Source organism: Streptomyces sp. AB3(2024) (assembly GCF_041862025.1).
GTDB lineage: Bacteria > Actinomycetota > Actinomycetes > Streptomycetales > Streptomycetaceae > Streptomyces.
In genome coordinates, this window is sequence record NZ_JBGWAB010000025.1 from 19,647 (window position 1) to 44,672 (window position 25,026).

The window sequence follows — 25,026 nt, forward strand, 5'->3', positions numbered from 1 at the left end:
CGTGGGCGGGACGTGCGGTCAGGCGACGCCGGAGTCGAAGGCGTTGAGGATCTCGGCGGGGTGGGTGACCCGCTCGACCATGCTCTCGATGACCTCGGCGAGCACGGGATGGCCGATCCCGCGCAGGGCGGCCAGGTCGAGCCCGGAGAGGTCCGGGAGCCGCCCGGGACACGGGCGGGTCGGTGCTGCCGCTTCCTGACGTCCGGTCACCATGGGCTGCCCGTCCCCCTGTCGTCCCGCTCTTCCGGTCCACTGCCTCTTCCCGCCGCCCGGCGGGGGGAAACGGTTCACAGGCCCTCCTCCAGGGCGCGGATCCGCGCCGTGAGCGCCTCGGCGGACCACGGCACCCGGGATGGTGCGGCCTCCACCGCTCCGGCCGCCGCCTCGCACTCCACCGTTTCCGGTTCGGGCGCCCCGTCCCGCGCCGGGTCGAGGCGTCGGCGCAGTTCCAGGGCGGCCCGGTAGGCGTCGAGTGCGGCCCGCGGGCGGGCGAGGCGTTCCAGTACCTCGCCGCGCAGTTCCTGGACGCGGACCGCCAGCCGGAGCGCGGTGTCCCGCCGTTCGTCCTGGTCGGCCTCCAGCGCGGCGCGCCAGGCCCGGCGGTAGGAGTCCGCGGCCCGGTCGAGGCGGTCGACGGTGCGGGTGTGGGCGTGGATCTCCTGCTGGACGTCGCCGTGGTCGCGCCAGGCTCGGGCCCGTTCCAGGGGGCGGTGGCTCTGCCGGACGGCGAGTTCCAGCAGGTACTCCGCTTCCCGGAGGTCGACCAGGTCCCCCTCGTAGGCGTGCCGCAGCCGCAGCCCGGTGGCCAGTCGCAGCAGCCGGGGGGCGGCGCCCGGGTCGGACTGGGGCACCGCCGAGCGGCTCTCGCGCAGGACCCGTACGGCGGTGGAGGCGAAGCGGCGCCCGCCCTCGGCGCGCGTGCGGTCCAGGAGTACGTCGCCCCACTCGGGCAGCAGCTCCGCGAAGGCCTCCCCGTCCCGGGGGATCAGCCTACGGGCGCGCCCGTACGCCTCCGAGGCCTCCTCCAGGTCCGCCGGATCCGCGTCACGGGCGTACCGGGCCCGGTGCACCCGGGCCAGGCACAACAGGGCGGCGAGCCGCGCGTCGGGCTCGACGGCGGCCTCACCCAGGGCGCGGGCCAGCTGCCCGGCCGCCTCCTCCAGCCGGGCGGGCAGGTACCGCAGGGCCTCGGCCAGCTCCACCCGGACGTGGGCGGTGCGCGCGGCGGCGGTTTCGGCGGGGGACACTTCCCCGGCGGCAGGAGCCCCGGCGGTGCCCGTGCCGGTGTCCGGGGCGGTGGCGGCGGCCCGCTCGGCGACGAGCGCGGTGAGGCCCCGTGACAGGTGCGCGGCGGCCTGCTCGGCCAGGGCGGCTCGCTCGGTGGGGTCCGGGGTGCGGGGCAGCAGGGCCAGCAGGACGCGCCCCAGCGCCAGGGCCAGGGCGGGTTGCGGCCCCGTGCCGGGGGCGGTGTCCGGGCCGGTGAGGGCCTCCAGTGCGGACCGGGCCTCGTGCAGCGGGCCCGGGTCGTCGCGCAGCGCGCCCAGCCGGATCAGGGTCTGCGCCCGGCGCACGGCGCAGTCGCGGCGCAGGGCGGGGCCGGCGGCGGCGCCCGCCGCGGCGAACTCCCGGTCGGCGGCGGCCAGCAGCTCCGGGTCGGGCCCGGCCGCCAGGGCCCGCTCGTACAGCACCCGGCCCCGGGCCGCCCGGGCGGGCGGGGAGCCCAGCCCGGCCACCGCCCGCTCGGCCTCGTCGAGGAGTTCGGGGTCCCGCTGGACGGCCCACAGCCGCAGCAGTGCCCCCGCCAGCTCGGTCTCCGCCTCCTCCGGCGGGTCCTCGGGCCCGGCCGGGGCCGCCACGGCCCGCCGCAGCAGGGCGGCGGCCTCGTACAGGGCCCGGGCGTCGCCGTCCGCGAGGCGGTCCCGGGCGGCCAGGAGCCCGGGGGCCCGGCCCGCGGGGGCGGGTGGGGCGGGCTCGGGCAGAGGGGCGTCCGGGTCGTCTTCGGGGGGACCGGGCAGGTAGCGGCGTACGACCTTGGCCGAGACGTGCGCGAAGGCCTGCGGGAGCCGCCCGGCGGGCACCCGGCCGGGGTCGTCGGCGGGGGCGTCCGGGGGGACGCCGGTGAGCTGGGAGACGGCGAGCGCGGGGAAGTCGCGCACGCCGCGGCCGAAGTGCGCCCGTACGTACTCGGAGCAGTGCTTGAGCACCAGGGCGGCCTCGTCGCGTCCCAGCGGCCCCAGCAGCACGTCCTGCACCCCGGGGACGAACTCGTACCAGTTCCCCGGGGGTTCGCCGCTGCGCCGCAGCAGCCCGCCGAGCAGCACCTCGGCCAGGTCGGAGGGTTCCGAGTCCGGCAGCATCGTGCGCTGGACCAGACGCATCACGGGCAGCGTCAACGGCGCCGCCGCCAGGTACACGGCGAGCTGTACGGCACCGGGCGAGGCGGAGGCGCGGAAGCGGCGGACAAGCTCGTGGGGCGGCCGGGCGGTGCGGGGCAGCGGGACGGGGGCGGCGGGGTGCCGGGCGAGGACCCGGCCGACCTCGGCGGGCACCGGGCCCGTGCCGAGTCCGGCGACGAGCCGGGCCCAGGCGCCGAGGGCGGCGGCGTGCGGCGGCAGCACGGGGACGGTGAGCCCGCCCGTGGGCTGTCCGGGCCGTGGCGGCCGGTCGGGGCGGAACCTCAGCTTCAGCCCGCCGCCGACGGCTCCGCCACCACCCTCGGCGTGCTCCAGCACCCCGCGCTCGGTCGGCAGCCAGCTACGGTTCCACAGCCGCTGCGGCAGGGGCTGCACGATCACGCAGGGCGTGCACTCGGCCCAGCGGTGGAGCAGCCGCTGGGCCTCACCCTCCCGCCACACCGGGCCGGTGCAGTCGGAGACGACCATGGTCAGTGCCCGCCCGGTGGGGTCGCGCAGCTGGTCGCCCGAGCGCAGGGCGGCGGCGGGCGAGGGGCCGCGTCCGACGGCGGCCGTACCGTCCGCGAGGCGGTGCAGGTAGTGCGCCTGGACGTCCCGGAAGGCGCCCAGCCGCTCGCAGACCGACCGGAGTTCCTCGAACATCTCCTGCCAGACCGCCATGGAGGGGGAGGCGTCCATCACCAGCCTGACGGTGGCCTCGCGCCGGGTCTCCGGCCGGAGCACCGGGATGACCAGGCCCGGGGCGCGGGCGCTGGCCTCGGCGGTGGCGGCCTCGTCGAGGACCGTACGGACGGGCAGGCCGGGGGGCCGGTGGCGCTGGAGGGCGCGCAGGGCCCGCTGGATGTCGAGGATGCGGGGCAGCGCGGCGGCGCCGGGCACCCGGACCGGCACCCCGCCCCCGAGCGGGATCTCCGCGTCCGGGTCTCCGTCGGCGGCGTGCCGCGCCCCGGCGGCGTAGAGCCTGACCGGATCCTCGGTTTCCGGTTCCTCCCGGCGCGGCGGCGGGGGCGGCCGCTCCCCCGGGTCCTCCCGTCCCCGCCGGTCCGGATCCGCCGGGACCGGATCCGGACCGGCGGGGACGGGCCGGGCACGGGTGCGGGTACGCCCGGCCAGCCAGAGGGCGTCGGACAGTTCCCCGGCGGACGGATCGAGCCCGGCGGCCCGCAGCAACCCGGCCAGGGCGCGGATGTCGGGCTCCACGGGCCCTTGGTCAGCGGAGGCGGCCACGGGCCCTCACCTCGGACGGTCGAGGCGCTGGATGAGCAGGTCCGCGAGGTCCTCCCGGGTGGGCGGGGCGGCGTAGTGCGTCAGGTAGATGGCGTTGAGCAGCTGGTCGGCGGCGACGAGCTCGGAGCGCGAGCGGCTGAGGAACTCCCGGATCAGGTCGGCGCCCAGCCGGGCGGCGTCCTCCCCCAGGTGCGCCCGGACCATGGTGGCCAGCCGCTTCTCCCCGGGCTGCCCCAGCTTGAGCTGGATGCACCGGCGCAGCAGCGCCGCCGGGAAGTCCCGTTCGCCGTTGCTGGTCAGGATGATGAACGGGAAGGCCCGGCAGCGCACCCGCCCGTCCCGGACGGTCACCCTCGCCCCGTCGTCGGTGAGCACCCGCACCTCCGGCTCGGAGTCGGCGACCCGCTCCAGTTCCGGGAGGGTGAACTCGCCTTCCTCCAGTACGTTCAGGAGGTCGTTCGGCAGGTCGATGTCGCTCTTGTCGAGCTCGTCGATCAGCAGGACGCGCGGCCGCTCGGTGGGCAGCAGCGCCGTCCCCAGCGGCCCCAGCCGGATGTACTTCCCGATCCCCCCGGCCCCGATCCCCCCGGCCCCGCCGCCCCCGCTCGCGGCGATCTGCACGTCCTGGAGCCGGGCCAGCGCGTCGTAGCGGTACAGCCCCTCCTGGAGCACGGTCCGCGACACCACGGGCCAGCGCAGCACCCGGCCGAGCTTCAGCTCGTGGGCGACGGCGTGCGCGAGGGTGGACTTCCCGGTGCCGGGGTAGCCGGTGACCAGCAGCGGCCTGCGCAGGTAGAGCGCCGCGTTGACGGCCTCCAGCTCCTCCGGCTCGGGCCGGTGCAGTTCGGCGGCCTGCCGGTGGGCGCCGAGGCGGCGCGCCACGTTGTCGGCGGCGGTGGCGGCCGCCCCGCCGGGCGGTTCGACGGGGCCGCCGTCGAAGTCCCGCCACGGCGGCGGATCGGGCAGCGCCCCGATCCCGTCGTGGGGTTCGCCCACTCCCCGGTAGATGAGCCATTCGTCGTTCACGGCCGTCCCCTCCCACGCAACGCGACTCGCCCGCACCGGCTCCCGCTCCGCCGGCGCCCCTCCCGCCGGCCACCTGCCCGCCGGTTCACAGATCCCCCTGCAGCGGCTCGTCCTCGGGCAGGGCCCGCGCCGGGTCCTCCCATACGAGGGCCAGCCCGGCCGCCCAGTAGGCGTCGGGATCCGCCCCGTACGCCCGCCCGCGCAGCGCCTGGACGCGCAGCGGCAGCACCGCGCCCCGGCCCGCCTCGGCCAGTTCCTCCCGAACGCCCCGGTGGTAGGGCGCGCAGGACACCCCGGGGTCGGCCGGGGGCCGCCGGCACACCACCACCCCGTAGCCCGCGTCCCGCAGGACGTGCAGCGCGCCCAGGGTCGGTTCGGCGCCGGGCGCCCGGCAGAGCACCGGCACGGTGTTGTCGGCCAGCCCCGCGAGCCACTCCGGCGAGGGGCTGCGGGGTCGCCCCCGCGCGCAGTCGGCGCGCTGGTCCAGGAGCGGCCCGGCCTGCACGCGGGCCCAGCGCGGGCCGGCCGCCTCCCCGGCCCGTCCCGGGGGCAGGCGGAAGACCACCGGCCGCTGGACGCCGACCGGCACCCCGCCGGAGACCGTCCAGGCGTCCACGGCGAGCCCGAACAGGTCGGGCGCCACCGCCACTTCGAGGAGCGCGGCCGACTCGTGCGTGTCGCACCGGCGGAAGCCCTCGGCGAGCGGGGCCCGCAGTGCCTCGGGCAGCGCGGCGAGGGTCTCGCGTACGCCCGCTTCCACCGGGGTGACCCGGCCGGGGCGGGCCGGTCCGGCGAGCACCGAGACCCGCCAGTCGTAGACGTCCTCCCAGCCGTGCGCCCACACCTCCAGCAGCACCGAGGGCCCGGAGGGCAGTCGCCGGTCCCGCCGGACCGGTCCGTGCGCCGCCCGGCCCACGGCGGCGCGCCGGCGCCGTTCACGCTCGGCGAGGCCGCGCTCGTGGCGCTCGGCGAGCTCGCGCCGCAGCGGGCGCCACAGCCGTTCCGCGGTGGCGCGGACCCAGTCCCACAGTTCCTCGTCGGCCCCGGGCGCCGGGGGTTCTCGGTGGTCGGCCACGCTCACGTCGGTGGCGTACCGGAGCATCGCGGCGGCCTCCCCGCCCGCGCCGGGCGGGTCGTGGAGCAGCCCGAGCCCGTCGCGCCAGCTGAGCGGGGCCGGCAGGGCGGTGTCGGGCTCCTCGCCGCGGGCCCGCTCGGCCAGCTCGCGTACGGCCTCCGAGGAGCCGGGCGGCGGCAGTTCGGCGAGCAGCCCGCACAGGGTGGTGCGTTCGCCGGGGGTGAGCCGCGCGCGCCCGCCGTACGGGTCCCCGTCCGCGGCGGCGAGCTCGTCGTGCACGTCGGTCCAGGTCCGGCGGCTGTCGAGGTCGCTGACGTGGCGGTCGTAGTGGTAGAGGTCGTGGGCCTGCATGACCCTGCGGTACAGGCCGGTCTGTCCGGTCGCGGCCATCGGCAGGGTCCGCAGCCGGTCCACGGACACGGCGAGTCCGCCCCCGCCGCCGTGCCGCCGGGCCTTGACCACGCCGATGACCTCTCCGCGCGCCAGGTCCACCACGGGCCCGCCGGACATGCCGGCCTCGATCTCGTCCTCGTCTCCGAGGCGGATCGCGGCGCCGCCCGCGGCGGTGCCGCGCAGCCGGGTGGTGCGGCCGGTGATCTCGCGGATGCCGAGTTCCTCGGTGCAGCCGAAGTACGCGGCCTCCTCCAGCCGGGGTCCGGCCCGGTCGGTCAGCCACACGCAGGCGTGGGAGATCGGCGAGAGCACCCGGACGAGCGCCAGGTCGGGCAGGTCCCACAGGGCGCGCCGGCCGGGCCGCCGATCCTCCAGCCGTTCGGGCAGGACGCACTCCACGCGCCCGGTGACCGTCCCGATGCCCGCGTCGGCCCGGGAGCCCGGGGGGCCGGAGCCCGTTCCCGCCGGTCCCGAGAAGAAGCTGATGCCGACCTCACGCCCCGCCAGACGCACCGCAGCACCCCCTTCACCGACCACGTGCGCACACGTCAGGACCCAGCCGGGGGCGATGAAGAAGCCGCTCCCCCACGTGGGTCCGGTCCAGTCGTTGCCGGGGTTGTCATACCCGCCCGGGGGCGCGTGGACGCGTACCGTGGCGGCCCGGACCAAGGGCTCCAGGAGCTCGAAGGCGCGTACGGGGCCGGCCGTGCGCCCATCAGGCATCCCTCGACCCCCGTCCCCCGCTCACCCCACCGGGACCTCCACGCTAGCGCCGTGGCGGGGACGGCGGGAGATGTCGCCGGGGCCCGGCTTATCCTGGCGGGAAACACCCCCATCACCACACGGCACGGAGCCCGACTTGTACTTCACCGATCGCGGCATCGAGGAGCTGGAGAAGCGGCGCGGCGAGGAGGAGGTCACCTTCGAGTGGCTGGCCGAGCAGCTGCGCACCTTCGTCGACCTGAACCCGGACTTCGAGGTCCCGGTGGAACGCCTGGCGACCTGGCTGGCCCGCCTGGACGACGAGGACGAGGACGAGGAGTAGCCACGGGGAGCGGCGCGGACCCGCAACGGTCTGCGTCGCCCGTACGTCCGAGGGGCCCGACGGCAAGCCCTTCCCCGGCTCCCCCGTGACCGGCAATCACACGGAACGGAGCGCTCCGCCCCGAGTTCGAGCCGCTCTCTGGCCGGAACAGACGGGTAGCCCCTGCCGGAGAGCGTCCGGCAGGGGCTTGGGTCAGGACCCGACGAGCTGGGCAGGGTCGTCCAGCCACACGTATTGGCCGGACCGGTCGACCGTGACGCCGAAGCGGGTGATGCGGTCGGCCTTGCAGCTCGTACCAGGTGTACGCGGCTGTCACTTCCGCCCAGAGGTCGCGCGGTCCCCACGAGCGGACCGCGTCCTCCTCCCACCAGTCGCCGTAGCGGACGATCGTGGCCGAGGTGCCGGCCTCGTCCACGAACTGGACCTGCCGGTCACCGCCATTTCCACGGTGCGAGAAGGAGACGTCCGGGACCTGGAGGCCGATGGCGAAGTCCTGGAGGTGTCCGGATCCCAGAACCTGTGCGGGATCGATCGGCGACTGCCGGCCGATCGACTCGTCGGGGGCCCGGAGGTCGACGGTCGGCCGCTCGGAGCGGATCCACATGTACGAGGATTCGCCGACGAACGCGCCGTCCGCCTTCGTGCCCGGAGCATCGACGCGGAGCCGCAGGAGTCCCGCGTTGCTGTAGGCCGTCCCGAACGGGGTGAGGATCACGCCGTTCCGCCCGGACTGCTCGATCCAGGCGTACGGAACGCGCCGGAGCGCCGCTGTACTGATGATCCGGCCGAACGGCTCCGCGTCGGGCGCGCCCGCGAGGCCGTCGCCCACGATCAGCTCGGGGTCATAGCCGGCCGCCTTGAGGTTCTCGGCGCCCGTGCGGGCGAGCTCCTGGTCCACCTCGATGGCGACCACCCGCGCGGAGCCGACTCGCTCACACAGCAAGGCCGTGTGGTAACCGGATCCTCGACGAGCGCGTAGTGGTTCCGGCCGCGCGAGTCGTGGATGAGGGGCCCCTCGAAGGCGAGGGCCAGGGCCATGTCCACGACGCGGTGCTCGGAGCTCTCGGTGGCCGCGTAGGCGAGGGCGTCGGGAATGCGTACGGCCTCGAAGCGGGCGCCGAGCGGCAGTACGGCGATGCCGTGGTCCTGCCATTCGGCATGGGCGTCCGCAGGCTCGGGCAGACAGCTCGCGTACCAGTCGGCCGTTCTCTTGGAAGACATGGCGGTTCCCTAGCTTCGTCAGCGGGCGAACGGTCGGCGGGCGTTGCCCGCCGCCTCCCACACCTACGAGTCAACGGCTCCCGGACTGCCGCCGCCGGACCTTCAGCCGGACTTTCGGCCGGACTTTTCGCGTCGAGCGGACTTTCACGGACCCCCGAAGCCGCTACGGTCAGAAACCTCAAGCTCACCGGAGGTGACGGTGCAACCCGATCTGACAGCCTTCGCCCACGCGTGCGTCGTCCAGGGCTGGGAGAAGCCGGCGGACTTCTTGCGCGCTTTCCAGGTGACTGCGGACATCCTCGGCGAGCCCGTGACGCTGACGGACCGGCAGGTTCGGCGATGGCGACAGCCCTACCCGCCCGCGCCTCGCGCTAAGGCCTGGCGGACATTGCACGCCATGTTCGGAGTTTGTCCGACCGAACTTGGATGACGCGTACGGCGGCGGAGACGTCCGCTCCCTGGCTGTGCGCCACCTACGGCGCGTCCGCCGTGTGATCAATACCGGCCAATACCCGGACACGATCGGCCGGCAGCTCCAGCTCCTCTCAGGCGAGATCGCCGAACACTGCGGCTGGCTCGCCTACGACGCCGACGACCAGGAGGGCGCGCGACGCTACTTCGGCGAAGCCCTCACCACGGCCACGATGCTGAAGGACACGAACCTCGAGATTTTGATCTTTTCCTCCATGAGCCTCCAGGCCTGCCACGAGGGCAGAGCACGTGACGGCCTCGACCTCGCCCGCGCCGCCCAGGATCGCGCGACGAGCCTCGGCTCCCCCGTCCTCCAGTCCCTCATCGCCGCCCGGGAAGCACGCGCCCTCGCGATGATGGGGGACGGTCCAGCGGCGAGCTCCCGGCTCGGCGTGGCGATGAAGTCCATGTCCCGGAAGGGCCGCCCGTCCCCCGAGTGGACGGCATTCCACGGGCCGGCGGAACTTGAGTACGCACAGGGCCTCCTCTGCAGCGAGCTCGGCCACCACGCCGCCGCCACCCGCTTCCTCAGCGCGGCTCTCCAGCACCAGGAGACCACCTACGGCCGGAACAGAGCCCTCTACCGGATCACCCTGGCCAAGAACCTCATTGCCGCCGGGGAGGTGGACGAGGGAGCCGCGCATGCGGTAGGCAGCTTGGAGCACCTGGAGGAGGTCGAATCCGGGCGCGTCACGAAGCGGCTGGCCGAGGTGGCCGGCGTGCTGTGGACCGTCGAAGCCGCCTCCGCCCGGGAGGCTGCTGGAGAACTGGCCGAGCATGTACAGGCAAGGGGGGCGGCGTGACGTCCGAGGTGAAGTACGAGCGATTCGAGGGGCCCGAGGCCGCCGGAGCCCTCGATGCGTTCCTTCCTGCCTACGAGGAGGTCTACGCCGAGCCGCCCTACAACGAGGGCCCCTCCGACGTCGCGCAGTTCATCGACCACTACCTCGTTCACGTCCAGCGGGCCGGGATGCGGCTGATCACCGCCCGCGACGGCGAGGAGGTCATCGGCTTCGCCTACGGGTACCTGCTCTCGGCTGGCACCGGGTGGTGGGGCAACCTGGACAGGGAGCTGCCGGAGGACTTCACGCGCGAGGACGGCGCCCGTACGTGGGTGATCATGGAGCTGGCCGTCCGAAAGCCCTGGCGCCGCCGGGGCGTCGCCGCAGCGCTTCACGCCGCCCTCCTCGACGGACTCGCCGCGGAGCGGGTCACACTGACTGTCCGGCCCGAGCCGGAGGCCGCTCCCGCCCAGACGGCGTACGCCGCGTGGGGGTACCGGGCTGTCGGGACGTCCCATCCGTGGGAGGGCGCCCCGTTCCACAAGGCCATGGTCCTCGAAATCGCTCCGGCCGCCGCACCCTGACCGAAGCAGTCGGGGAACGACGAAAGAGCCCCCTCCCGGCCCGAAGGGGCTCCTTCGTTCAGCGGCTGTGTACTACCTGGCGATGAGGGCGATGGCGCCCGTGATGGCACCGCCCAAGCCGGCGTTGCGAAAGCCCAACGGCCCGGCCGCGGAGAGCGGTCGGGCCGTTGTCATTTGCGCTCTGACCGGCAGCGCAGGAAGATCCCTCGGGCGCCCAAGATCAGGCGGCCTTGGTCTCCCAGAAGATGCGGTCGATCTCGGCGATGAGCTCCAGGGCCTTCGCGCCGGTCGCCGGGTCGTTCGACGCCTTGGCGGCCGAGAGGGCCTTCAGGGTGTCGTTGACCAGGGTGTGCAGCTGGGGGTACTTCTCGAAGTGCGGGGGCTTGAAGTAGTCGCTCCAGAGCACCGACACGTGGTGCTTCGCGAGCTCGGCGCGCTGCTCCTTGATGGTGATGGCGCGGGCGCGGAAGTCGGCGTCCTCGTTGGCCTGGTACTTCTCCTGGACGGCCTTGACGGACTCGGCCTCGATGCGGGCCTGGGCCGGGTCGTACACACCGCAGGGCAGGTCGCAGTGGGCGGAGACCTTCACCTTGGGGGCGAAGAAGCGGGAAAGCATTGGAGTGGGTCCTCCTCGTGATCGTCTTCTCAAGGGTGGAGATTACTCGCTGAGAAAGCGGAAATCGCGGGCGCCCCCATGGGCTTAGGACAAAAGTCCATGGGCGGTCGAGGAGTGGTGAGCGAACGTACGGGACCGTACGGCAGCATGCGGGGAGGACGAGGAGGCCGGACATGACGGAGAACAGGCGCACACGGGGGCGCATCGGCATCACCGAGGTGACGGGCCCGTCGATGGCCCCGACCCTGGCGGACGGGGACCGGCTGGTGGTCCGGTACGAGGCGCTGGTCCGGCCGGGTGACGTGGTGGTCTTCCGCCATCCGCTGCAGCAGGACCTGCTGGTGGTGAAGCGGGCGGCCGAGCGCCGGCCGGGCGGCTGGTGGATGCTCGGCGACAACCCGTTCAACGAGACCGGGGACAGCACCGATTACGGCGCGGTCCCCGAGGAGCTGGTGCTGGCGGTGGCCCGGCTGCGGCTGCGGCCGCGCCCGGACGGTCAGCGTTCGCTGAGGGCGTGGCTGTCCTGGGCGGCCTCGGCGGTGCGGCCGATGCGTGCGGACTCCTCGGCCTCCAGCCGCTTGCGGGCGCGGTAGGCGGCGACGTTGGCGCGGGTGGCGCAGCGGTCGGAGCAGTAGCGCCGGGAGCGGTTGGTGGAGGTGTCGAGGTAGGCGTTGCGGCAGGGCGGCGCCTGGCACAGGCCCAGGCGGTCGGGGCCGTGCTCGGTGAGGGCGAAGGCCAGGCCCATCGCCGCCATGGCGGCGTAGCCGGCGGAGGCGTTGGAGGGGTGTTCGGCGAGGTGGATGTGCCAGTCGGGGCGGCCGTCGGGGCCGACCAGCTCGTGGCCGGAGACCTGGGGGCTGACGGGGAACTCCATGAGGAGGGAGTTCAGCAGGTCGACGGCGAGGACGTGGTCGCCGCCGTCGGCGGCCTCGAAGACGGCGCGCAGTCGGCCGCGCACGTTGCGGAAGCGCGTGACGTCGGTGTCGGTGACCCGGCGGGCCATCTGCACGCTGGCCCCGAAGAGGGCGCGGACGTCGTCCACCGAGGTGAGCGCGTCCTTGTTGCGGGCCGGCTCCTCGGTGTTGACCAGGCGCACGGCATAGTCCGAGTAATGGGCCAGTTCCACTTGTAGTCCTTACGGATGCGGATTAGTGTCAGCAGCGGCCGAGGTAACGGCTGGTACTGGTTCGAGGGTATTACGTACGGAGGGGTTCTCGATGACGGATACGGCGACCGGGTCGTTCGGTACGGACTGGCAGGCCTGGCAGGACAGCTGGGACCGCCAGCAGGAGTGGTACATGCCCGACCGCGAGGAACGGTTCCGGGTCATGCTGGACATGGTGGAAGCACTGGTCGGCCCCGCCCCCCGGGTACTGGATCTCGCGTGCGGTACGGGAAGTATCACGGACAGGCTCTTCAAGCGGTTCCCGGAAGCCACCAGCACGGGGCTGGATCTCGACCCCGCGCTGCTGACGATCGCCCGGGGCCACTTCGCGGGCGACGACCGGGTCACCTTCGTCACCGCCGACCTCAAGGACCCCGACTGGCCCGCGGCCCTCCCGCACGAGTCCTACGACGCGGTCCTGACCGCGACCGCGCTGCACTGGCTGCCCAGCGCCGACCTGGCCGTCCTGTACGGGCGGATCGCCCCGCTGGTCCGCCCCGGCGGGGTCTTCATGAACGCCGACCACATGCCCGACCCCGCCACCCCGCGCATCGACGCCGCCGACCACGCCCACCGGCACGCCGGCATGGACCGGGCCCGCGCCCTGGGCGTCCCGGACTGGCGTGAATGGTGGGCCCTGGCCGCGGCCGACCCGGTCCTGGCCGAGCCCACGGCGGCCCGGTTCGAGATCTACGGGGAGCACGCGGACGGCGACACCCCGGACGAGGCCTGGCACGCCCGGACCCTGCGCGGGGCCGGCTTCGCCGAGGCCCGCACGGTCTGGCGCTCCCCCTCGGACGCGCTGGTCCTAGGCCTGAAGTAGGAACTTCACGACGGCGCCGGGCGGCCGGCCCGCGCCGGGGCACGGCGAAGGGGCGGTACGGGAATCCCGTACCGCCCCTCACGCGCGTAGCGCGGTTACAGCACCTTGGACAGGAACGCCTTCGTCCGGTCGTGCTGCGGGTTGCCCAGGACCTCGCGCGGGTGACCGGACTCGACCACGACGCCGCCGTCCATGAAGACGAGGTTGTCGCCGACCTCGCGGGCGAAGCCCATCTCGTGGGTCACCACGATCATGGTCATGCCCGATTCGGCCAGGTCCCGCATGACGTCGAGGACGTCACCGACCAGCTCCGGGTCGAGCGCCGAGGTGGGCTCGTCGAAGAGCATCAGCTTCGGCTCCATGGCCAGCGCGCGGGCGATCGCCACGCGCTGCTGCTGACCGCCGGAGAGCTGGGTCGGGTAGTTCCCGCCCTTGTCGCCGAGGCCGACGCGGTCCAGGAGCTTGATCGCCCGCTCGCGGGCCACCGCCTTGGACTCGCCCTTGACCATGACCGGGGCTTCCATGACGTTCTCGATGGCCGTCATGTGCGGGAAGAGGTTGAAGCGCTGGAAGACCATGCCGATGTCCCGGCGCTGGGCCGCGACCTCGCTGTCCTTCAGCTCGTAGAGCTTGTCGCCCTTCTGCTTGTACCCGACCAGCTCGCCGTCGACCGAGAGCCGGCCGGCGTTGATGCGCTCCAGGTGGTTGATGCACCGCAGGAAGGTGGACTTGCCGGAGCCGGACGGGCCGACCAGGCAGAAGACCTCACGGGGGGCGACCTCCAGGTCGATGCCCCGCAGGATGTGTGCGGCGCCGTACGACTTGTGGACGCCTTCGGCCTTGACCATCGGCTGGGCGGTCACTTCGCCACCTCCGTACGGCGGAACATGTTCAGGTTGGCCTTGAGCCGCTCGAACGGGGTGGGGGGCAGGCTGCGCAGCGAGCCGCGGGCGTAACGGCGCTCCAGGTAGTACTGGCCGACGCTGAACACGCTCGTCAGTGCCAGGTACCAGATGGACGCGACGAAGAACATCTCCATGACCGCGCCGGCGGTGCTGCCGATGTTGGAGCTGGCCCGCAGGAGTTCGGTGTACTGCACCGCCGAGACCAGGGAGGAGGTCTTCAGCATGTTGATGAACTCGTTGCCGGTCGGCGGGATGATCACGCGCATCGCCTGCGGGAGCACGATCCGGCGCATGGTCTGCGTCTGGGTCATGCCGAGCGCGTGCGAGGCCTCGCTCTGGCCCTCGTCGACGGACTGGATGCCCGCACGGACGATCTCCGCCATGTAGGCGCCCTCGTTCAGGCCGAGGCCCAGCAGGGCGACCATGAACGGCGTCATGACGTCGACGGTCTCGTTCTTGTAGATCGGCCCCAGGTTGATGTACTGGAAGATCAGCGGGAGGCTGAACCACACCAGGAGCTGCACGTAGACCGGGGTGCCGCGGAAGAACCAGATGTAGAGCCAGGACACGAAGCTCGTGACCGGGTTCTTCGACAGGCGCATCACCGCGAACAGGATGCCGAGCACGAGGCCCAGCGCCATGGACGAGATGCTGATGATGATGGTGTTGCCCATGCCCGCGATCACGGCGGGGTCGAACAGCTTGTCGCCGACCGTCGCCCAGATGATCTTGCCCTGGGAGAAGGCGTAGACGAGCCACCCGAGGAGTACGGCGACGGCCACGGCGCTGATCCAGCGGCCGTAGTGCCGTACGGGGATTGCCTTGATGGCCTCGTAGGGGGTGGTGCCCGAGGCGCCGGGCCCGGCCGGCGGCGTCGCGGCCGGACCCTTGTCGATCTTGTCAGTCACAATGACTGCCCTTCAGTGGAGCGCTCGGACTTACTTGCCCGCGTTGATCGTGGCGGACTGCACGGCACTGCCCTGGACGTTCCACTTCTCCAGGGCCTTGGCGTAGGAGCCGTCCTTGATGCTGGCGTCGAGGGCTTCCTTGAGCGCGTCGCGCAGCTGGGTGTTGTCCTTGGAGACCGCGATGCCGAAGAGGCCGACGTCGGACTGCTGGCCGCCGACCTCGAAGTCGTTGCCGCCGCCCGAGGTCTTCGCGATGTACGCGGCGACCGGGTAGTCGTTCAGGTCGGCCACGGCGCCGCCGGCCTTGACGCGGGTCTGGGCCTCGGCGTCGGTGTCGAAGGCCTCGATGGTGAGCTTCTTGTCACCGCACTTCTCGGCCTGCGCCTTGAAGGTGTCCTCGTAGATCGTGCCGCGCTGGACGGCGACCGTCTTGCCGCACAGGTCGTCCAGGGACTTGATGTTGTCCGGGTTGCCCTTCTTGAGGATCAGGGAGACGCCGGAGGAGAAGTAGTCGACGAAGTCGACACCCTTGCCGATCTTCTGACCCTTGTCGTCCAGGCCCTCCTGGCGCTTCTTGTTGTCGGTGATCGAGGAGATCGCCACGTCCTGGCGGCCGGTCTCCAGGGAGGTGATCAGACCGTCGAAGGTGCCGGAGGTGAACTTGAGCTCCACGCCGAGCTGCTTGCCGAGCGCCGCGGCGATGTCGGGGTCCACACCGACGATCTTGCCGTTCTCCACGAACTCCATCGGCGCGTAGGCCGTGTCGGAGCCGACCTTGATGACACCGGCGTCCTGGATCTTCTTCGGGAGCTTCGAGAACAGCGGGGCGCTGTTGTCGGTCTTGCCCGAGGGGGTCGAGGAGCCCTTGTCCGTCTGGTCGCCACAGCCGGTGAGGATCAGGGCGCCGGCGACCGCGATCGCGCCGACCGCGGCGATCCGGGACCGGGCGGCGGTCGTACGACGGGTGGTGCTTGCGGTCATGAGCTGGTTCCTCCGGCAGGGGTGGAAAAGCATCCGAGAGGGGTCGCGCACGCACCATCGAGTGCCGCGTCCCTGTGTGATTACGGCATCTTGCCATTCGGACTGACGCATTCAGGCTGCCCATCAGGTCAAAATCAGATAACGGGCGCTGCCGACTACCCAACAGGACTGCGGGCAAGGCCCCTCGGAGCCGCACAAATCGCCGTGACCAGCCCTTTTACCCTCACTATTTACGGCGCGTCTCACCCATTGGACAGAGAGGTTTGGACTTTTAGCCAAAAACAGGACAAGCGGCCTACAGTTGAGCGGGAATCGACTCGTCTGGGCACGCGTTCTTCGGGTAGAACAGATCCTTACACCCCTCATCCGGGGCTCAGGGCGCGCGTGCGGCGCGCCCGCGCGTACGAACCTCCCCTTCGCGGAGGCGGGCCAACCGCCGACGCGGAGTACGGACGCGGTGCCCGCCCACCCCTTAACCAGGAGTGGCCACCCTCAACGATTCAAAGGACTTAAGGGGTCACACGAAGTGGCAGCGGAGATCGTCAACCCTCGCAGTGACAGTGCGACGGACAACAACCCCGACGCGGTGTTCGCACTGCACCGGGGCGGCAAGATGGCCATCCAGGCCACGGTGCCGGTGAACGACAAGGACGACCTGTCCCTGGCGTACACCCCCGGCGTGGCAAAGGTGTGCACCGCCATCGCCGAACAGCCCGAACTCGTGAACGAGTACACCTGGAAGTCGAACGTGGTCGCCGTCGTCACCGACGGTACGGCCGTGCTCGGGCTCGGTGACATCGGTCCCGAGGCCTCCCTCCCCGTCATGGAGGGCAAGGCAATTCTGTTCAAGCAGTTCGGTGGAGTGGACGCGGTCCCGATCGCGCTCGCCACCAAGGACACGGACGAGATCATCGAGACGGTCATCCGCCTCGCGCCGTCCTTCGGCGGGGTCAACCTGGAGGACATCTCCGCCCCCCGCTGCTTCGAGATCGAGCGCCGCCTCCAGGAGGCGCTGGACATCCCGATCTTCCACGACGACCAGCACGGCACGGCGATCGTGACGCTGGCCGCCCTGCGCAACGCGGCGAAGCTCACCGGCCGCACCCTCGGCGACCTGCGCGCCGTGATCGCGGGCGCCGGCGCGGCGGGCATCGCCATCGCCAAGATCCTCGTGGACGCGGGCATCGGCGACGTCTGCGTCACCGACCGCAAGGGCGTCGTCTCGGCGGACCGCTCCGACCTGACGGACGTCAAGGCGGAGATCGCGGGCCTGACCAACAAGACGGGCCTGGGCGGCACGCTGGAGGAGGCCCTCGCGGGCGCGGACGTCTTCATCGGCGTCTCCGGCGGCACGGTCGGCGAGGAGGCCGTGGCCACGATGGCGAAGAACTCCTTCGTCTTCGCCATGGCCAACCCGAACCCGGAGGTCCACCCCGACATCGCGCACAAGTACGCGGCGGTCGTGGCCACGGGCCGTTCGGACTTCCCGAACCAGATCAACAACGTGCTGGCCTTCCCCGGCATCTTCGCGGGCGCCCTGAAGGTGCGCGCGACCCGGATCACCGAGGGCATGAAGATCGCCGCCGCCGACGCCATCGCCGGTGTCGTGGGTGACGAGCTCGCCGCCGACTACGTGATCCCCTCGCCGTTCGACGAGCGCGTCGCCGCGGCCGTCACGGCCGCGGTCGCCGCGGCGGCGAAGGCCGACGGAGTGGCCCGCCTGGCCTGAACGCCACGTTGAGCACCACGCGAAGAGGCCCGGCCGGGATGATCCGGCCGGGCCTCTTCGCGTGCGCGTCGTTCCCTCGCAGAACGCACCCTCCCGGCCCCCGAACCGGGAGGGGTCGTTCCGTCTTTCCTTGCCTGGCGCGCGAGAGAACGCGGGAACGCAAAGTGAGAAGGCGACGAGAATGACAGGCTCATGACGAGCGCGTCGCATGGCTTGAATCCTACCTCGATCCAGACCCCCTCCCGACGTTCCGTTTAGTCCTATCCAGCAGACAAACCACCTGGTACGGAGGGAACTTGAGGGGGAAAGTGCACCTTCCGCTCCGGCGTGGCGACACGCCTCGACCCCTGGCCAGACGGGTCTACCGACCGGTAGCCTCTGGCCGCATGTTCGCTGCCTATGCCGCCCGAATCGACCGAGACCAGCCGCTGAACGGCCTTGTGCTGGGCGACCGCCCGGCACCCGAGGCCCGCCCAGGCTGGGTGACCGTGAACGTCCGCGCCGCCTCCCTCAACCACCACGACCTGTGGTCGCTGCGCGGAGTCGGCCTGGACCAGGAAAAACTGCCGATGATCCTCGGCTGCGACGCCGCCGGAACCGACCAGGACGGCAACGAGGTCGTCCTGCACTCCGTGATCGGCCAGAGCGGCCACGGAGTCGGCCCCGACGAGCCGCGCTCGATCCTGACCGAGCGCTACCAGGGGACCTTCGCCGAGCAGGTCACCGTCCCCGCCTGGAACGTGCTGCGCAAGCCCGCCGAGCTCTCCTTCGCGGAGGCCGCCTGCATGCCGACGGCCTGGCTGACGGCCTACCGGATGCTCTTCACCAACGCCGGAGTGCGCCCGGGTGACTCCGTCCTCGTCCAGGGCGCGGGCGGCGGGGTCGCCACCGCCGCGATCGTCCTGGGCCGCGCGGCCGGCCTGCGGGTCTTCGCCACCAGCCGCGACGAGGCCAAGCGCAAGCGGGCGGTGGAACTGGGCGCCGTGGAGGCCTTCGAGCCCGGCGCCCGGCTGCCTCAGCGGGTGGACGCGGTCATCGAGACGGTGGGGGCCGCCACCTGGTCCCATTCGGTCAAGTCCCTGCGGCCGGGCGGGACCCTGGTCATCTCGGGCGCCACCAGCGGCGACCGGCCGGCGCACGCCGAGCTGACCCGGATCTTCTTCCTGGAGCTCAAGGTGGTCGGCTCCACCATGGGCTCGAAGGACGAGCTGGAGGACCTGCTGTCCTTCTGCGCCGCCACCGGCGTGCGGCCCGTCATCGACGAGGTGCTGCCGCTCGACCGGGCGCGCGAGGGCTTCGAGAAGCTGGAGGCGGGCGACCTCTTCGGCAAGATCGTCCTCACCACCTGACCGCACCCCACGGCAGCCGTCTGTCAATCTAGGTTGACAGCCCTCCCCTGTCAACCTAGATTGACATGCATGACGGAAGCCACCGACCTCGCAGAACGGGCCGGAGACCAGGACCCCCGCGTGGGCCTGCACGCCGTGGCCGCCCTCCGCAGGCTGCTGGAGCAGCTGGAGGCCGTACAGGTGCGCAGTGCCCGCGCACAGGGCTGGTCCTGGCAGGAGATCGCGGCCGAGCTGGGCGTCAGCCGGCAGGCCGTACACAAGAAGTACGGGAGGCTGTGATGTTCGAACGCTTCACCCGGGACGCCCGCGCCACCGTGAAGGGCGCGCTGGACGAGGCCCGGCGGTCCGGCGCCGCCACGGTCACCGAGGAGCACCTGCTGCTCTCCCTCATGGAACTCGGCGCCCTGGACCCGCTCGGCGTGGACCGGGAGTCCGTACGGGCCCGGCTCGCCGAGTCCCGGCGGCGGGGCGGGATGTCCAAGGCCGACGAGCAGGCCCTCGCGGGACTCGGCATCGACCTCGGCGAGATCGTCGCCCGCATCGAGGAGACCCACGGCGCGGGCGCCCTCGCGGCCCCGCCGCCGCGTCGGCGCCGCATCCTCCCGCCGCGCCGCCGCAACCCGGAACCGGACCACCGCGTCCCCTTCACGGCGGACGCGAAGAAGGTGCTGGAGCAGTCCCTGCGCATCGCCCTGGGCCGCCACGACAAGCACATCGGCACCCTGCACCTGTTGCTGGCGCTGCTGTCCCGGCCGGGCGCGGTCTCCGAGGTCCTCGCGGACCACGGGATCACCTACGCCGCGGCCGAGACGGGCCTGGCGGCCTGACCGTCCCCTACGCTCCCGGCCGCAGCCCGGCCTCGATGCGGGCGGCGGCCGCCGCCAGGTGGGCACGGGCCTCGGTCAGCTGGGCGGGGGTCACGCCGTGGTCGCGCGCCGCGTCGCGGACCTCGTCGCGGAAGCGGTCCAGCAGCCGGTCCAGGTCCCTTGCCGGGTCGGCGGTGGGCGCGAGGTCCTCGGCCCACCCGGCGCCCGAGGGGCCCGGGGCACCGGCCGACTCCGTGGGGGCGGTGCCCGCGGACCCTCCGCCGAGCCAGGCTCCGGCGAGGCTCCCGAAGACCCCGCCGGGCTTGGCGAACTGCTCCTGGAGCTGGGCGGCGATCCGCTGGACCTCCTCACGGGCCCGCTCCTGGGCCTCCTTGGCCTGGCGGCGTGCCTGCTGGGCCTCCTCACGGGCCCGGCGGCTCTCGTCCTTCGCCCGGCGGGCCTGTTCCTTCCACTCCTGCCGCGCCTTGCGGAGCTCCTCCTTGGCGGCCTTCCAGGACTCGTCGTCGACTTGGGTGGCCGTGGCGGAGGCGGCGGCCCGCATCTCGCGCCGCAGGTCGCCGGCGGCGCCCCGGACGTCGTCGCGGATCTCGGCGGCCAGCTCGGAGACGGAGTCGCGGATCTCCAGCTCCAGGTCGGCCAGTTCACCGCCGCGGTCGGCCAGTTCGGCCCGGCCCGCCTCGGTGATGGAGTACACCTTGCGCCCGCCTTCGGTCGCGTACGTGACGAGTCCCTCCGCCTCCAGCTTCGCCAGCCGCGGGTAGACGGTGCCCGCGGAGGGGGCGTAGAGGCCCTGGAAGCGCTCCTCCAGCAGGCGGATCACCTCGTACCCGTGGCGGGGCGCCTCGTCCAGGAGCTTGAGCAGGTAGAGGCGGAGTCGGCCGTGGGCGAAGACGGGCGGCATGTCAGAGCACCTTCTTGTCGAGCTGGAGGGGGGCGTCCGCGTCGGCCTGCGGGCGGCGCAGCAGGGCGATGGCCCCGGAGACGGTCGTCGCCCGCAGGGTGCCGGCACCCGTGCCGAGCGTGCCGGTGATCCGCTTGGCGCCGAGCTGCCCGGAGACCCGCAGGTCCTCGAAGGCGTTGGAGACCCCGCCGGTGGCGGTGTTGGCCTCCACCTTGGCGTCGGCGGGGTGCGGCAGGCGGATCGCCACCTCGCCGGAGACGGAGTTGAGGAAGATCTCCACCGGCTTGGGGGCGTTCGGGTCGGGGGCGAGGTCGATGAGCATGTCACCGCTGACCGAGTCGGCCCGTACGTTGCCGCCGAAGCCGTCGACCACCGTCAGGCCGCCGGAGACGGAGTGGAAGCCGAGCTCGCCGGTCAGGGACTGGGCCTCGACGCTGCCGGAGACGGTGTGCGCCTTGACCCGGCCGGACAGCCCGACGAGGGTCGCGTCGCCGGAGACCCCGTTGACCTCGGTGCCGCCCGCGATGCCGGAGACGAAGACGGTGGCGCTGACGGTGGCCAGCTGCACGTGGGTGCCGGCCGGCAGGGTCAGCGTCACGGTCACACTGCGCTCCCAGGCCTTGCGGCCGTCCTCGGAGGCGCCCTTCCAGGCCTTCCACGGCTTGCCCTCGAACCACTTCTTGAAGCCCTGGGAACCGTTCCAGGGGAGGTCCTCGTAGGACAGGGTGAGGGTGCCGTCCTCCTGGACCACGTGCAGGGGCGGCCCGTCGACCTCGGCGACCTCCAGCCGCGCCGGCCCCCCGTCGACGGCGGCCACCACATTGACCGTGCCACCGACCACACGGACGCGCAGGTCGGTCACCGGCTGCTCGAAGGTGAGCTTCTGCGGTGCGGCGACGGACCACGTCATCTGCTCTGCCATGGTGCTGCTCCTCCTCGTGGGCTGACGCACGCAACATATCGCGTCTTCTGTAGAACACGATATATCGCGGCATGCCGAAGTCAAGCACCGCGCACAACGAGGACCGTCCCCGCCGGGGGCGGGGAGGGAGCGGGGGACGAGCCGCGACGACGGGTCAGGCGGCCAGCAGCGGGCTGTCGTGGTGCCGCAGCCAGGCCCGGTACGGCGGCGTGCGCAACGCCGCCTCGCGATAGGCCGCGCGGAGATCCTCGTAGACCTCCGCGTGCGCCCCCGGCCGCGTGGCGAGCAGCAGCCGCACCGCGAGCGGGTCCCCCGACAGCGGCCGGATGGCCATGTCGTCCCGGGGCCCCGACGTCGGCTGGCAGGGCGCGACCGCCTCGCCGGAGACGATCAGCGAGGTCGCGGTGTGGTAGTCGGCGTGCAGCACGGGCGGATCGAGGCCCGCCCCGGCGAAGACCCTGCGCAGTCCGTCCCATTCGCCGTCGACGGACGGGTCGACGGTCCAGCGGTCGCGGGCCAGGTCCTGTAACTCCACCACCGACGACCGCGCGGCGGGGTGGTCCCGCGCCATGGACACGAACTGCGGCTCGCGCTCCATCAGCACGTGCAGCTGGAGCCCCTCCGGAACCCGCAGCGGGCAGCCCTCGACCTCGTGTACGAACGCCACGTCCAGCTGTCCGGCGGCCACCATCCGCAGCAGCGCGTTGGCCGACACGTCGACGACCAGCGAGGTCTCCGTGTCGGGCGCGCGCCGGTGCAGCCGGCGCAGCCACCCCGGCAGGGCGCGGCTCGCGGTCGAACCGAGCCTCAGCCGGGGCCCGTGCGCCGCCGCTCGGGCCTCGGCGACCAGCGCGGCCATCTCCGCGAGCAGGGGCCGGGCCCGGCCGAGCACCGTGCGCCCGAACGGCGTCGGACGGCAGCCGGTGCGCTCCCGCAGGAACAGCTCCCCGTCCAGGGCCCGTTCGATCCGGCGCAGCTGGGTCGTCAGCGAGGGCTGGCTCACGCCGAGTTGCCGCGCCGCCTTGTGCAGGCTGCCGGCGTCGGCGATGGCGCAGAGCGCCCTCAGGTGCCTGACCTCAAGCTCCATGCCCCGAGGGTAGGGGGCGGCCGACGGACCGCACCAGCCACCTATAGCCCCCCGAATCCCGCCATTCTCACGCCAGTTGCCCTGTCGAAAACTTCCCGATAGGTCGGCGCTATCGGGTGCTGACATCATCCCCGCGCCCCTTCGGCTCCCGCAGACTCCGGTACCGGACGACCCATCCACCCCCCACCGCACCGGCTGAGTAGGAGCCCCCCACATGCGCCACTCCCGCAGGATCACGCTGTCCGCGACCATCGGCCTCGGCATCGCCGCGGCCCTCGGCGGCGTGGTCCCCACGGCCACGGCCGCGAACGCCCCGGCCGGCAACCCGGCCGGCTACGCCGCCTATGAGCGTTCCGCGGAGAACCAGGCCGCCAACAGCGCCTTCTTCGAGGCCGTGAAGCGCTCGGTCGCCGAGCAGCGCGCCGCCAACCCCGGCCTGGCGGCCGTCACCGTCACCTACAACACCCGCAACGCGCCGAGCTTCCGCAGCGTGATCGCCCGTTCCACCCAGATATGGAACGGCTCGGTGGCCAACGTGAAGCTCCAGGAGGTGTCCTCCGGCGGGAACTTCTCGTACTACGAGGGCAACGACTCCCGCGGTTCGTACGCGAGCACCGACGGGCACGGACGGGGTTACATCTTCCTCGACTACGCCCAGAACCAGCAGTACGACTCCACCCGCGTGACGGCGCACGAGACCGGTCACGTGCTGGGCCTGCCGGACCACTACTCGGGGCCGTGCAGCGAACTGATGTCGGGCGGCGGTCCGGGCACCTCGTGCACGAACCCCAACCCGAACAGCGCCGAGCGCTCGCGCGTGAACCAGCTGTGGGCCAACGGCCTGGTCGCCTCGGGCATGGACACCAAGGGCTAGCCTCCGGCGGCGTACCGCGTGCAGTCCGGGTTCCGGCAGGGACCCGGACTCCACTCCGGCACGAAGATGCCGAGGGACTTGCGTCGTCTGAGCAGGGTGTCGACGGCGCGCCCGCAGGCCTGGCACGTCAGCTGCTCGTGCCCGGCCCGCGGGGCCACCGTCCCGCGCGCCCGCTGTTGCTGTTCACCGGCCATACCTCCACGGTAGGCCGGTTCCGCACGGGCGGCGCGGTTCAGCGCTTGACGTCGTACGAGGTGATGACCTGGCCGCCGCCGAGGACGGTGCAGCCGGTCAGCTCCAGCGGACGCACCCCGAAGCCCGCCCGGGACATCGGCATGCCGGTCCCCACGACGACCGGGTAGGTCTTGACGATGTACTCGTCGATCTCATCGGCCAGCTGTCCCGCGAGGTCGGCGCCGCCGCAGAGCCAGATGTCGAGCCCGTCCTGCGCCTTGAGCTCGCGAACCTTGGCGGCGACGTCCCCCGAGATCAGCCGGACCTGCGGGTCCGGCGAGGCCACGAGGGAGCGCGAGACGACGTACTGCTCGCGCAGGTGGCCGTAGGGGCTGGTCATGCCGGCCTTGAGGCCCGGCTCGTAGGCGCCCCGGCCCATGAGGACCGTGTCGAACCGCTTCGGGGCGGCTTCCGCGATCCCGAGCCGGGCCCGGCCGGCGGAGGCGATCGTCTCGGGGTACTCGGCCGTCAGGTGGCCGATGAACTCCGGGTCGAGGTGGGCGTAGATGAAATCGGCATCGCCGTCGGGGGCTCCGATGAACCCGTCGACCGTAGCGGCGATGAAGTACGTGAGCTTGCGCAAGCGATTCCCTTCCGTCAGGCGGTGCCACCGCTCCGGGGCACGTCGATGAAAGTACTTCACCTGAAGTACTTCAACAAGCCCCTTTCCCGTGGGGGTTCTCTTCGGGAGCCACCGGGAGCCACCCGGCGGTCCCCGTCCCGGCCCGGCGGCTCAGCCCAACGGCTTGCGCCACATCGGCCACATCAGCGGCCCCTCCGGCAGCCGTACCGCCTCGCCCGTGAACTCCCAGCCGAGCCGCTCGTAGAGCACGCGGCTGCGCTCGCTGCTCGCCTCCAGGTACGCGGGGACGCCCTCGCGGTCGCAGCGCTCCAGGACCGGCCGGATCAGCTCCGTGCCCAGCCCCTCGCCCTGGCGCCCCGGTGCCACCGCGATCATCAGCAGATACTCGTGCTCCTCCGCGGTGGGGTGCACCGCGCCCGTGAGGCGGCCCACCAGCTCGCAGCGCTCGTTGCCGGGATCGGCGACCGCCCGCATCTTCGCCGGGACCTCGTCCTCGACGGGCTCCGCCTCCGGGTCCTCCGCCGGGATCCGCAGCCACAGCGCGGCCGCCGAGCCGTCCGCCGCGTAGTCGATCCGCCCCTCCGCGAGCGCCACGTCCACGAAGACACCGAGGAAGCGCCCGTGCACGGCGGCCCGGTGCTCCGGATCGGGGAAGACCCAGCAGCTCACCGGGTCGCTGCGGAAGGCCTCGTCCAGCAGCCGCGCCACCGCGTCCCGGTCCGACTGATCCGCCTGGCGTATCTCCAGCACCACAGGTCACACCCTCCACTCAGGTCTCAACAACACTGAGTGATCCTAGAGTTGGGCCACCTGCGCAGAAAGGCCCGTTCCGGCACCTCCCGGTACCGGAACGGGCCCTCCCCCGTACGTCCCTGCCCTACGCG

General features: G+C 72.6%; 26 protein-coding genes and 1 pseudogene. 10 read left to right on the forward strand and 17 right to left on the reverse strand.

Annotated elements, in window-relative coordinates; all coding sequences use genetic code 11:
- Positions 1-18: 18 nt before the first annotated feature.
- From fxsA to ACEPPI_RS13510, 4 genes are all read right to left on the reverse strand, one after another.
- The gene (gene fxsA / locus ACEPPI_RS13495) at positions 19-213 is read right to left on the reverse strand and encodes an FxSxx-COOH cyclophane-containing RiPP peptide (protein WP_373915473.1); all 195 of its coding nucleotides are present in this window, start codon (positions 211-213) and stop codon (positions 19-21) included.
- Positions 214-287: 74 nt separating this feature from the next.
- Positions 288-3,641 (reverse strand): SAV_2336 N-terminal domain-related protein, encoded by a 3,354-nt coding sequence (locus tag ACEPPI_RS13500; protein WP_373915474.1) that lies wholly within the window; start codon positions 3,639-3,641, stop codon positions 288-290.
- A gap of 6 nt (positions 3,642-3,647) precedes the next feature.
- Positions 3,648-4,667 (reverse strand): AAA family ATPase, encoded by a 1,020-nt coding sequence (locus ACEPPI_RS13505; protein WP_373915475.1) that lies wholly within the window; start codon positions 4,665-4,667, stop codon positions 3,648-3,650.
- A gap of 85 nt (positions 4,668-4,752) precedes the next feature.
- Positions 4,753-6,858, reverse strand: coding sequence for a trypsin-like peptidase domain-containing protein (locus ACEPPI_RS13510; RefSeq protein WP_373915476.1), 2,106 nt, complete (start codon positions 6,856-6,858; stop codon positions 4,753-4,755).
- A gap of 136 nt (positions 6,859-6,994) precedes the next feature.
- On the opposite strand from ACEPPI_RS13510, the gene ACEPPI_RS13515 reads away from it, so the two are divergent.
- On the forward strand, positions 6,995-7,180 hold the full coding sequence (locus ACEPPI_RS13515; RefSeq protein WP_030190019.1) for a DUF6104 family protein: 186 nt from the start codon (positions 6,995-6,997) through the stop codon (positions 7,178-7,180).
- A 748-nt stretch (positions 7,181-7,928) separates the two neighbouring features.
- On the opposite strand, the pseudogene ACEPPI_RS13520 reads toward ACEPPI_RS13515, so the two are convergent.
- Positions 7,929-8,084, reverse strand: a pseudogene (locus tag ACEPPI_RS13520) (methyltransferase); the annotation flags it as partial.
- Complete coding sequence (locus ACEPPI_RS13525) at positions 8,012-8,401, reverse strand: hypothetical protein (protein WP_373915477.1); 390 nt, start codon at positions 8,399-8,401, stop codon at positions 8,012-8,014. The pseudogene ACEPPI_RS13520 and the gene ACEPPI_RS13525, both read right to left, overlap by 73 nt.
- Positions 8,402-8,892: 491 nt before the next feature.
- Here ACEPPI_RS13525 and ACEPPI_RS13530 point away from each other — a divergent pair, with 491 nt between their 5' ends.
- Both ACEPPI_RS13530 and ACEPPI_RS13535 read left to right on the forward strand, forming a co-directional pair.
- Positions 8,893-9,675: a hypothetical protein gene (locus ACEPPI_RS13530; protein WP_373915478.1), complete on the forward strand. Its 783-nt coding sequence runs from the start codon at positions 8,893-8,895 to the stop codon at positions 9,673-9,675.
- The gene (locus ACEPPI_RS13535) at positions 9,672-10,238 is read left to right on the forward strand and encodes a GNAT family N-acetyltransferase (protein ID WP_373915479.1); all 567 of its coding nucleotides are present in this window, start codon (positions 9,672-9,674) and stop codon (positions 10,236-10,238) included. The genes ACEPPI_RS13530 and ACEPPI_RS13535 overlap by 4 nt, the downstream gene beginning before the upstream one ends.
- A 220-nt stretch (positions 10,239-10,458) precedes the next feature.
- Here the strand turns inward: ACEPPI_RS13535 and sodN are convergent, their stop codons facing one another.
- Positions 10,459-10,854, reverse strand: a complete 396-nt coding sequence (sodN, locus tag ACEPPI_RS13540; RefSeq protein WP_007266490.1) for a superoxide dismutase, Ni — start codon at positions 10,852-10,854, stop codon at positions 10,459-10,461.
- 173 nt (positions 10,855-11,027) lie between these two features.
- Between sodN and sodX the strand changes: the two genes are divergently transcribed.
- On the forward strand, positions 11,028-11,447 hold the full coding sequence (sodX, locus tag ACEPPI_RS13545) for a nickel-type superoxide dismutase maturation protease (RefSeq protein ID WP_280916342.1): 420 nt from the start codon (positions 11,028-11,030) through the stop codon (positions 11,445-11,447).
- Here sodX and ACEPPI_RS13550 read toward each other — a convergent pair.
- On the reverse strand, positions 11,351-11,980 hold the full coding sequence (locus ACEPPI_RS13550; protein ID WP_280916343.1) for a CGNR zinc finger domain-containing protein: 630 nt from the start codon (positions 11,978-11,980) through the stop codon (positions 11,351-11,353). The two genes, sodX and ACEPPI_RS13550, sit on opposite strands and share 97 nt — an antisense overlap.
- A 91-nt stretch (positions 11,981-12,071) precedes the next feature.
- On the opposite strand from ACEPPI_RS13550, the gene ACEPPI_RS13555 reads away from it, so the two are divergent.
- Entirely contained in the window at positions 12,072-12,842 is a 771-nt protein-coding gene (locus tag ACEPPI_RS13555) for a methyltransferase domain-containing protein (RefSeq protein WP_373915480.1), read from the forward strand.
- A gap of 95 nt (positions 12,843-12,937) precedes the next feature.
- Here ACEPPI_RS13555 and ACEPPI_RS13560 read toward each other — a convergent pair whose 3' ends face one another.
- The 3 genes from ACEPPI_RS13560 to ACEPPI_RS13570 are packed head-to-tail and all read right to left on the reverse strand — an operon-like array spanning position 12,938 to position 15,636.
- Positions 12,938-13,690, reverse strand: a complete 753-nt coding sequence (locus ACEPPI_RS13560; protein ID WP_373915515.1) for an amino acid ABC transporter ATP-binding protein — start codon at positions 13,688-13,690, stop codon at positions 12,938-12,940.
- Positions 13,691-13,701: 11 nt separating this feature from the next.
- Positions 13,702-14,655, reverse strand: coding sequence for an amino acid ABC transporter permease (locus ACEPPI_RS13565; protein WP_373915481.1), 954 nt, complete (start codon positions 14,653-14,655; stop codon positions 13,702-13,704).
- A 30-nt stretch (positions 14,656-14,685) separates the two neighbouring features.
- A complete protein-coding gene (locus ACEPPI_RS13570; RefSeq protein WP_373915482.1) occupies positions 14,686-15,636 on the reverse strand; it encodes an ABC transporter substrate-binding protein in 951 nt (316 codons plus the stop codon).
- A 526-nt stretch (positions 15,637-16,162) separates the two neighbouring features.
- On the opposite strand from ACEPPI_RS13570, the gene ACEPPI_RS13575 reads away from it, so the two are divergent.
- From ACEPPI_RS13575 to ACEPPI_RS13590, 4 genes are all read left to right on the forward strand, one after another.
- Positions 16,163-17,365, forward strand: a complete 1,203-nt coding sequence (locus ACEPPI_RS13575; RefSeq protein ID WP_373915483.1) for an NADP-dependent malic enzyme — start codon at positions 16,163-16,165, stop codon at positions 17,363-17,365.
- 386 nt (positions 17,366-17,751) lie between these two features.
- Positions 17,752-18,714 (forward strand): zinc-binding dehydrogenase, encoded by a 963-nt coding sequence (locus ACEPPI_RS13580; RefSeq protein WP_373915484.1) that lies wholly within the window; start codon positions 17,752-17,754, stop codon positions 18,712-18,714.
- A 69-nt stretch (positions 18,715-18,783) separates the two neighbouring features.
- Positions 18,784-18,993 (forward strand): helix-turn-helix domain-containing protein, encoded by a 210-nt coding sequence (locus tag ACEPPI_RS13585; RefSeq protein WP_030225748.1) that lies wholly within the window; start codon positions 18,784-18,786, stop codon positions 18,991-18,993.
- Positions 18,993-19,541: a Clp protease N-terminal domain-containing protein gene (locus ACEPPI_RS13590; RefSeq protein WP_373915485.1), complete on the forward strand. Its 549-nt coding sequence runs from the start codon at positions 18,993-18,995 to the stop codon at positions 19,539-19,541. Before ACEPPI_RS13585 ends, ACEPPI_RS13590 begins: the two co-directional genes overlap by 1 nt.
- A 7-nt stretch (positions 19,542-19,548) precedes the next feature.
- Here the strand turns inward: ACEPPI_RS13590 and ACEPPI_RS13595 are convergent, their stop codons facing one another.
- From ACEPPI_RS13595 to ACEPPI_RS13605, 3 genes are all read right to left on the reverse strand, one after another.
- Positions 19,549-20,442, reverse strand: a complete 894-nt coding sequence (locus tag ACEPPI_RS13595; RefSeq protein WP_373915486.1) for a helix-turn-helix transcriptional regulator — start codon at positions 20,440-20,442, stop codon at positions 19,549-19,551.
- 1 nt (position 20,443) lies between these two features.
- Positions 20,444-21,364 (reverse strand): DUF4097 domain-containing protein, encoded by a 921-nt coding sequence (locus tag ACEPPI_RS13600; protein WP_373915487.1) that lies wholly within the window; start codon positions 21,362-21,364, stop codon positions 20,444-20,446.
- A 154-nt stretch (positions 21,365-21,518) separates the two neighbouring features.
- The gene (locus ACEPPI_RS13605; RefSeq protein WP_373915488.1) at positions 21,519-22,451 is read right to left on the reverse strand and encodes a LysR substrate-binding domain-containing protein; all 933 of its coding nucleotides are present in this window, start codon (positions 22,449-22,451) and stop codon (positions 21,519-21,521) included.
- 214 nt (positions 22,452-22,665) lie between these two features.
- Between ACEPPI_RS13605 and snpA the strand changes: the two genes are divergently transcribed.
- The gene (gene snpA, locus ACEPPI_RS13610; protein WP_373915489.1) at positions 22,666-23,325 is read left to right on the forward strand and encodes a snapalysin; all 660 of its coding nucleotides are present in this window, start codon (positions 22,666-22,668) and stop codon (positions 23,323-23,325) included.
- Here the strand turns inward: snpA and ACEPPI_RS13615 are convergent.
- The 3 genes from ACEPPI_RS13615 to ACEPPI_RS13625 form a co-directional block, all read right to left on the reverse strand.
- Positions 23,322-23,519, reverse strand: a complete 198-nt coding sequence (locus tag ACEPPI_RS13615) for a hypothetical protein (RefSeq protein ID WP_373915490.1) — start codon at positions 23,517-23,519, stop codon at positions 23,322-23,324. The two genes, snpA and ACEPPI_RS13615, sit on opposite strands and share 4 nt — an antisense overlap.
- Before the next feature lie 38 nt (positions 23,520-23,557).
- Positions 23,558-24,142: a dihydrofolate reductase family protein gene (locus ACEPPI_RS13620; protein WP_373915491.1), complete on the reverse strand. Its 585-nt coding sequence runs from the start codon at positions 24,140-24,142 to the stop codon at positions 23,558-23,560.
- Between the two features lie 150 nt (positions 24,143-24,292).
- Entirely contained in the window at positions 24,293-24,895 is a 603-nt protein-coding gene (locus ACEPPI_RS13625; protein ID WP_373915492.1) for a GNAT family N-acetyltransferase, read from the reverse strand.
- Positions 24,896-25,026: the final 131 nt, after the last annotated feature.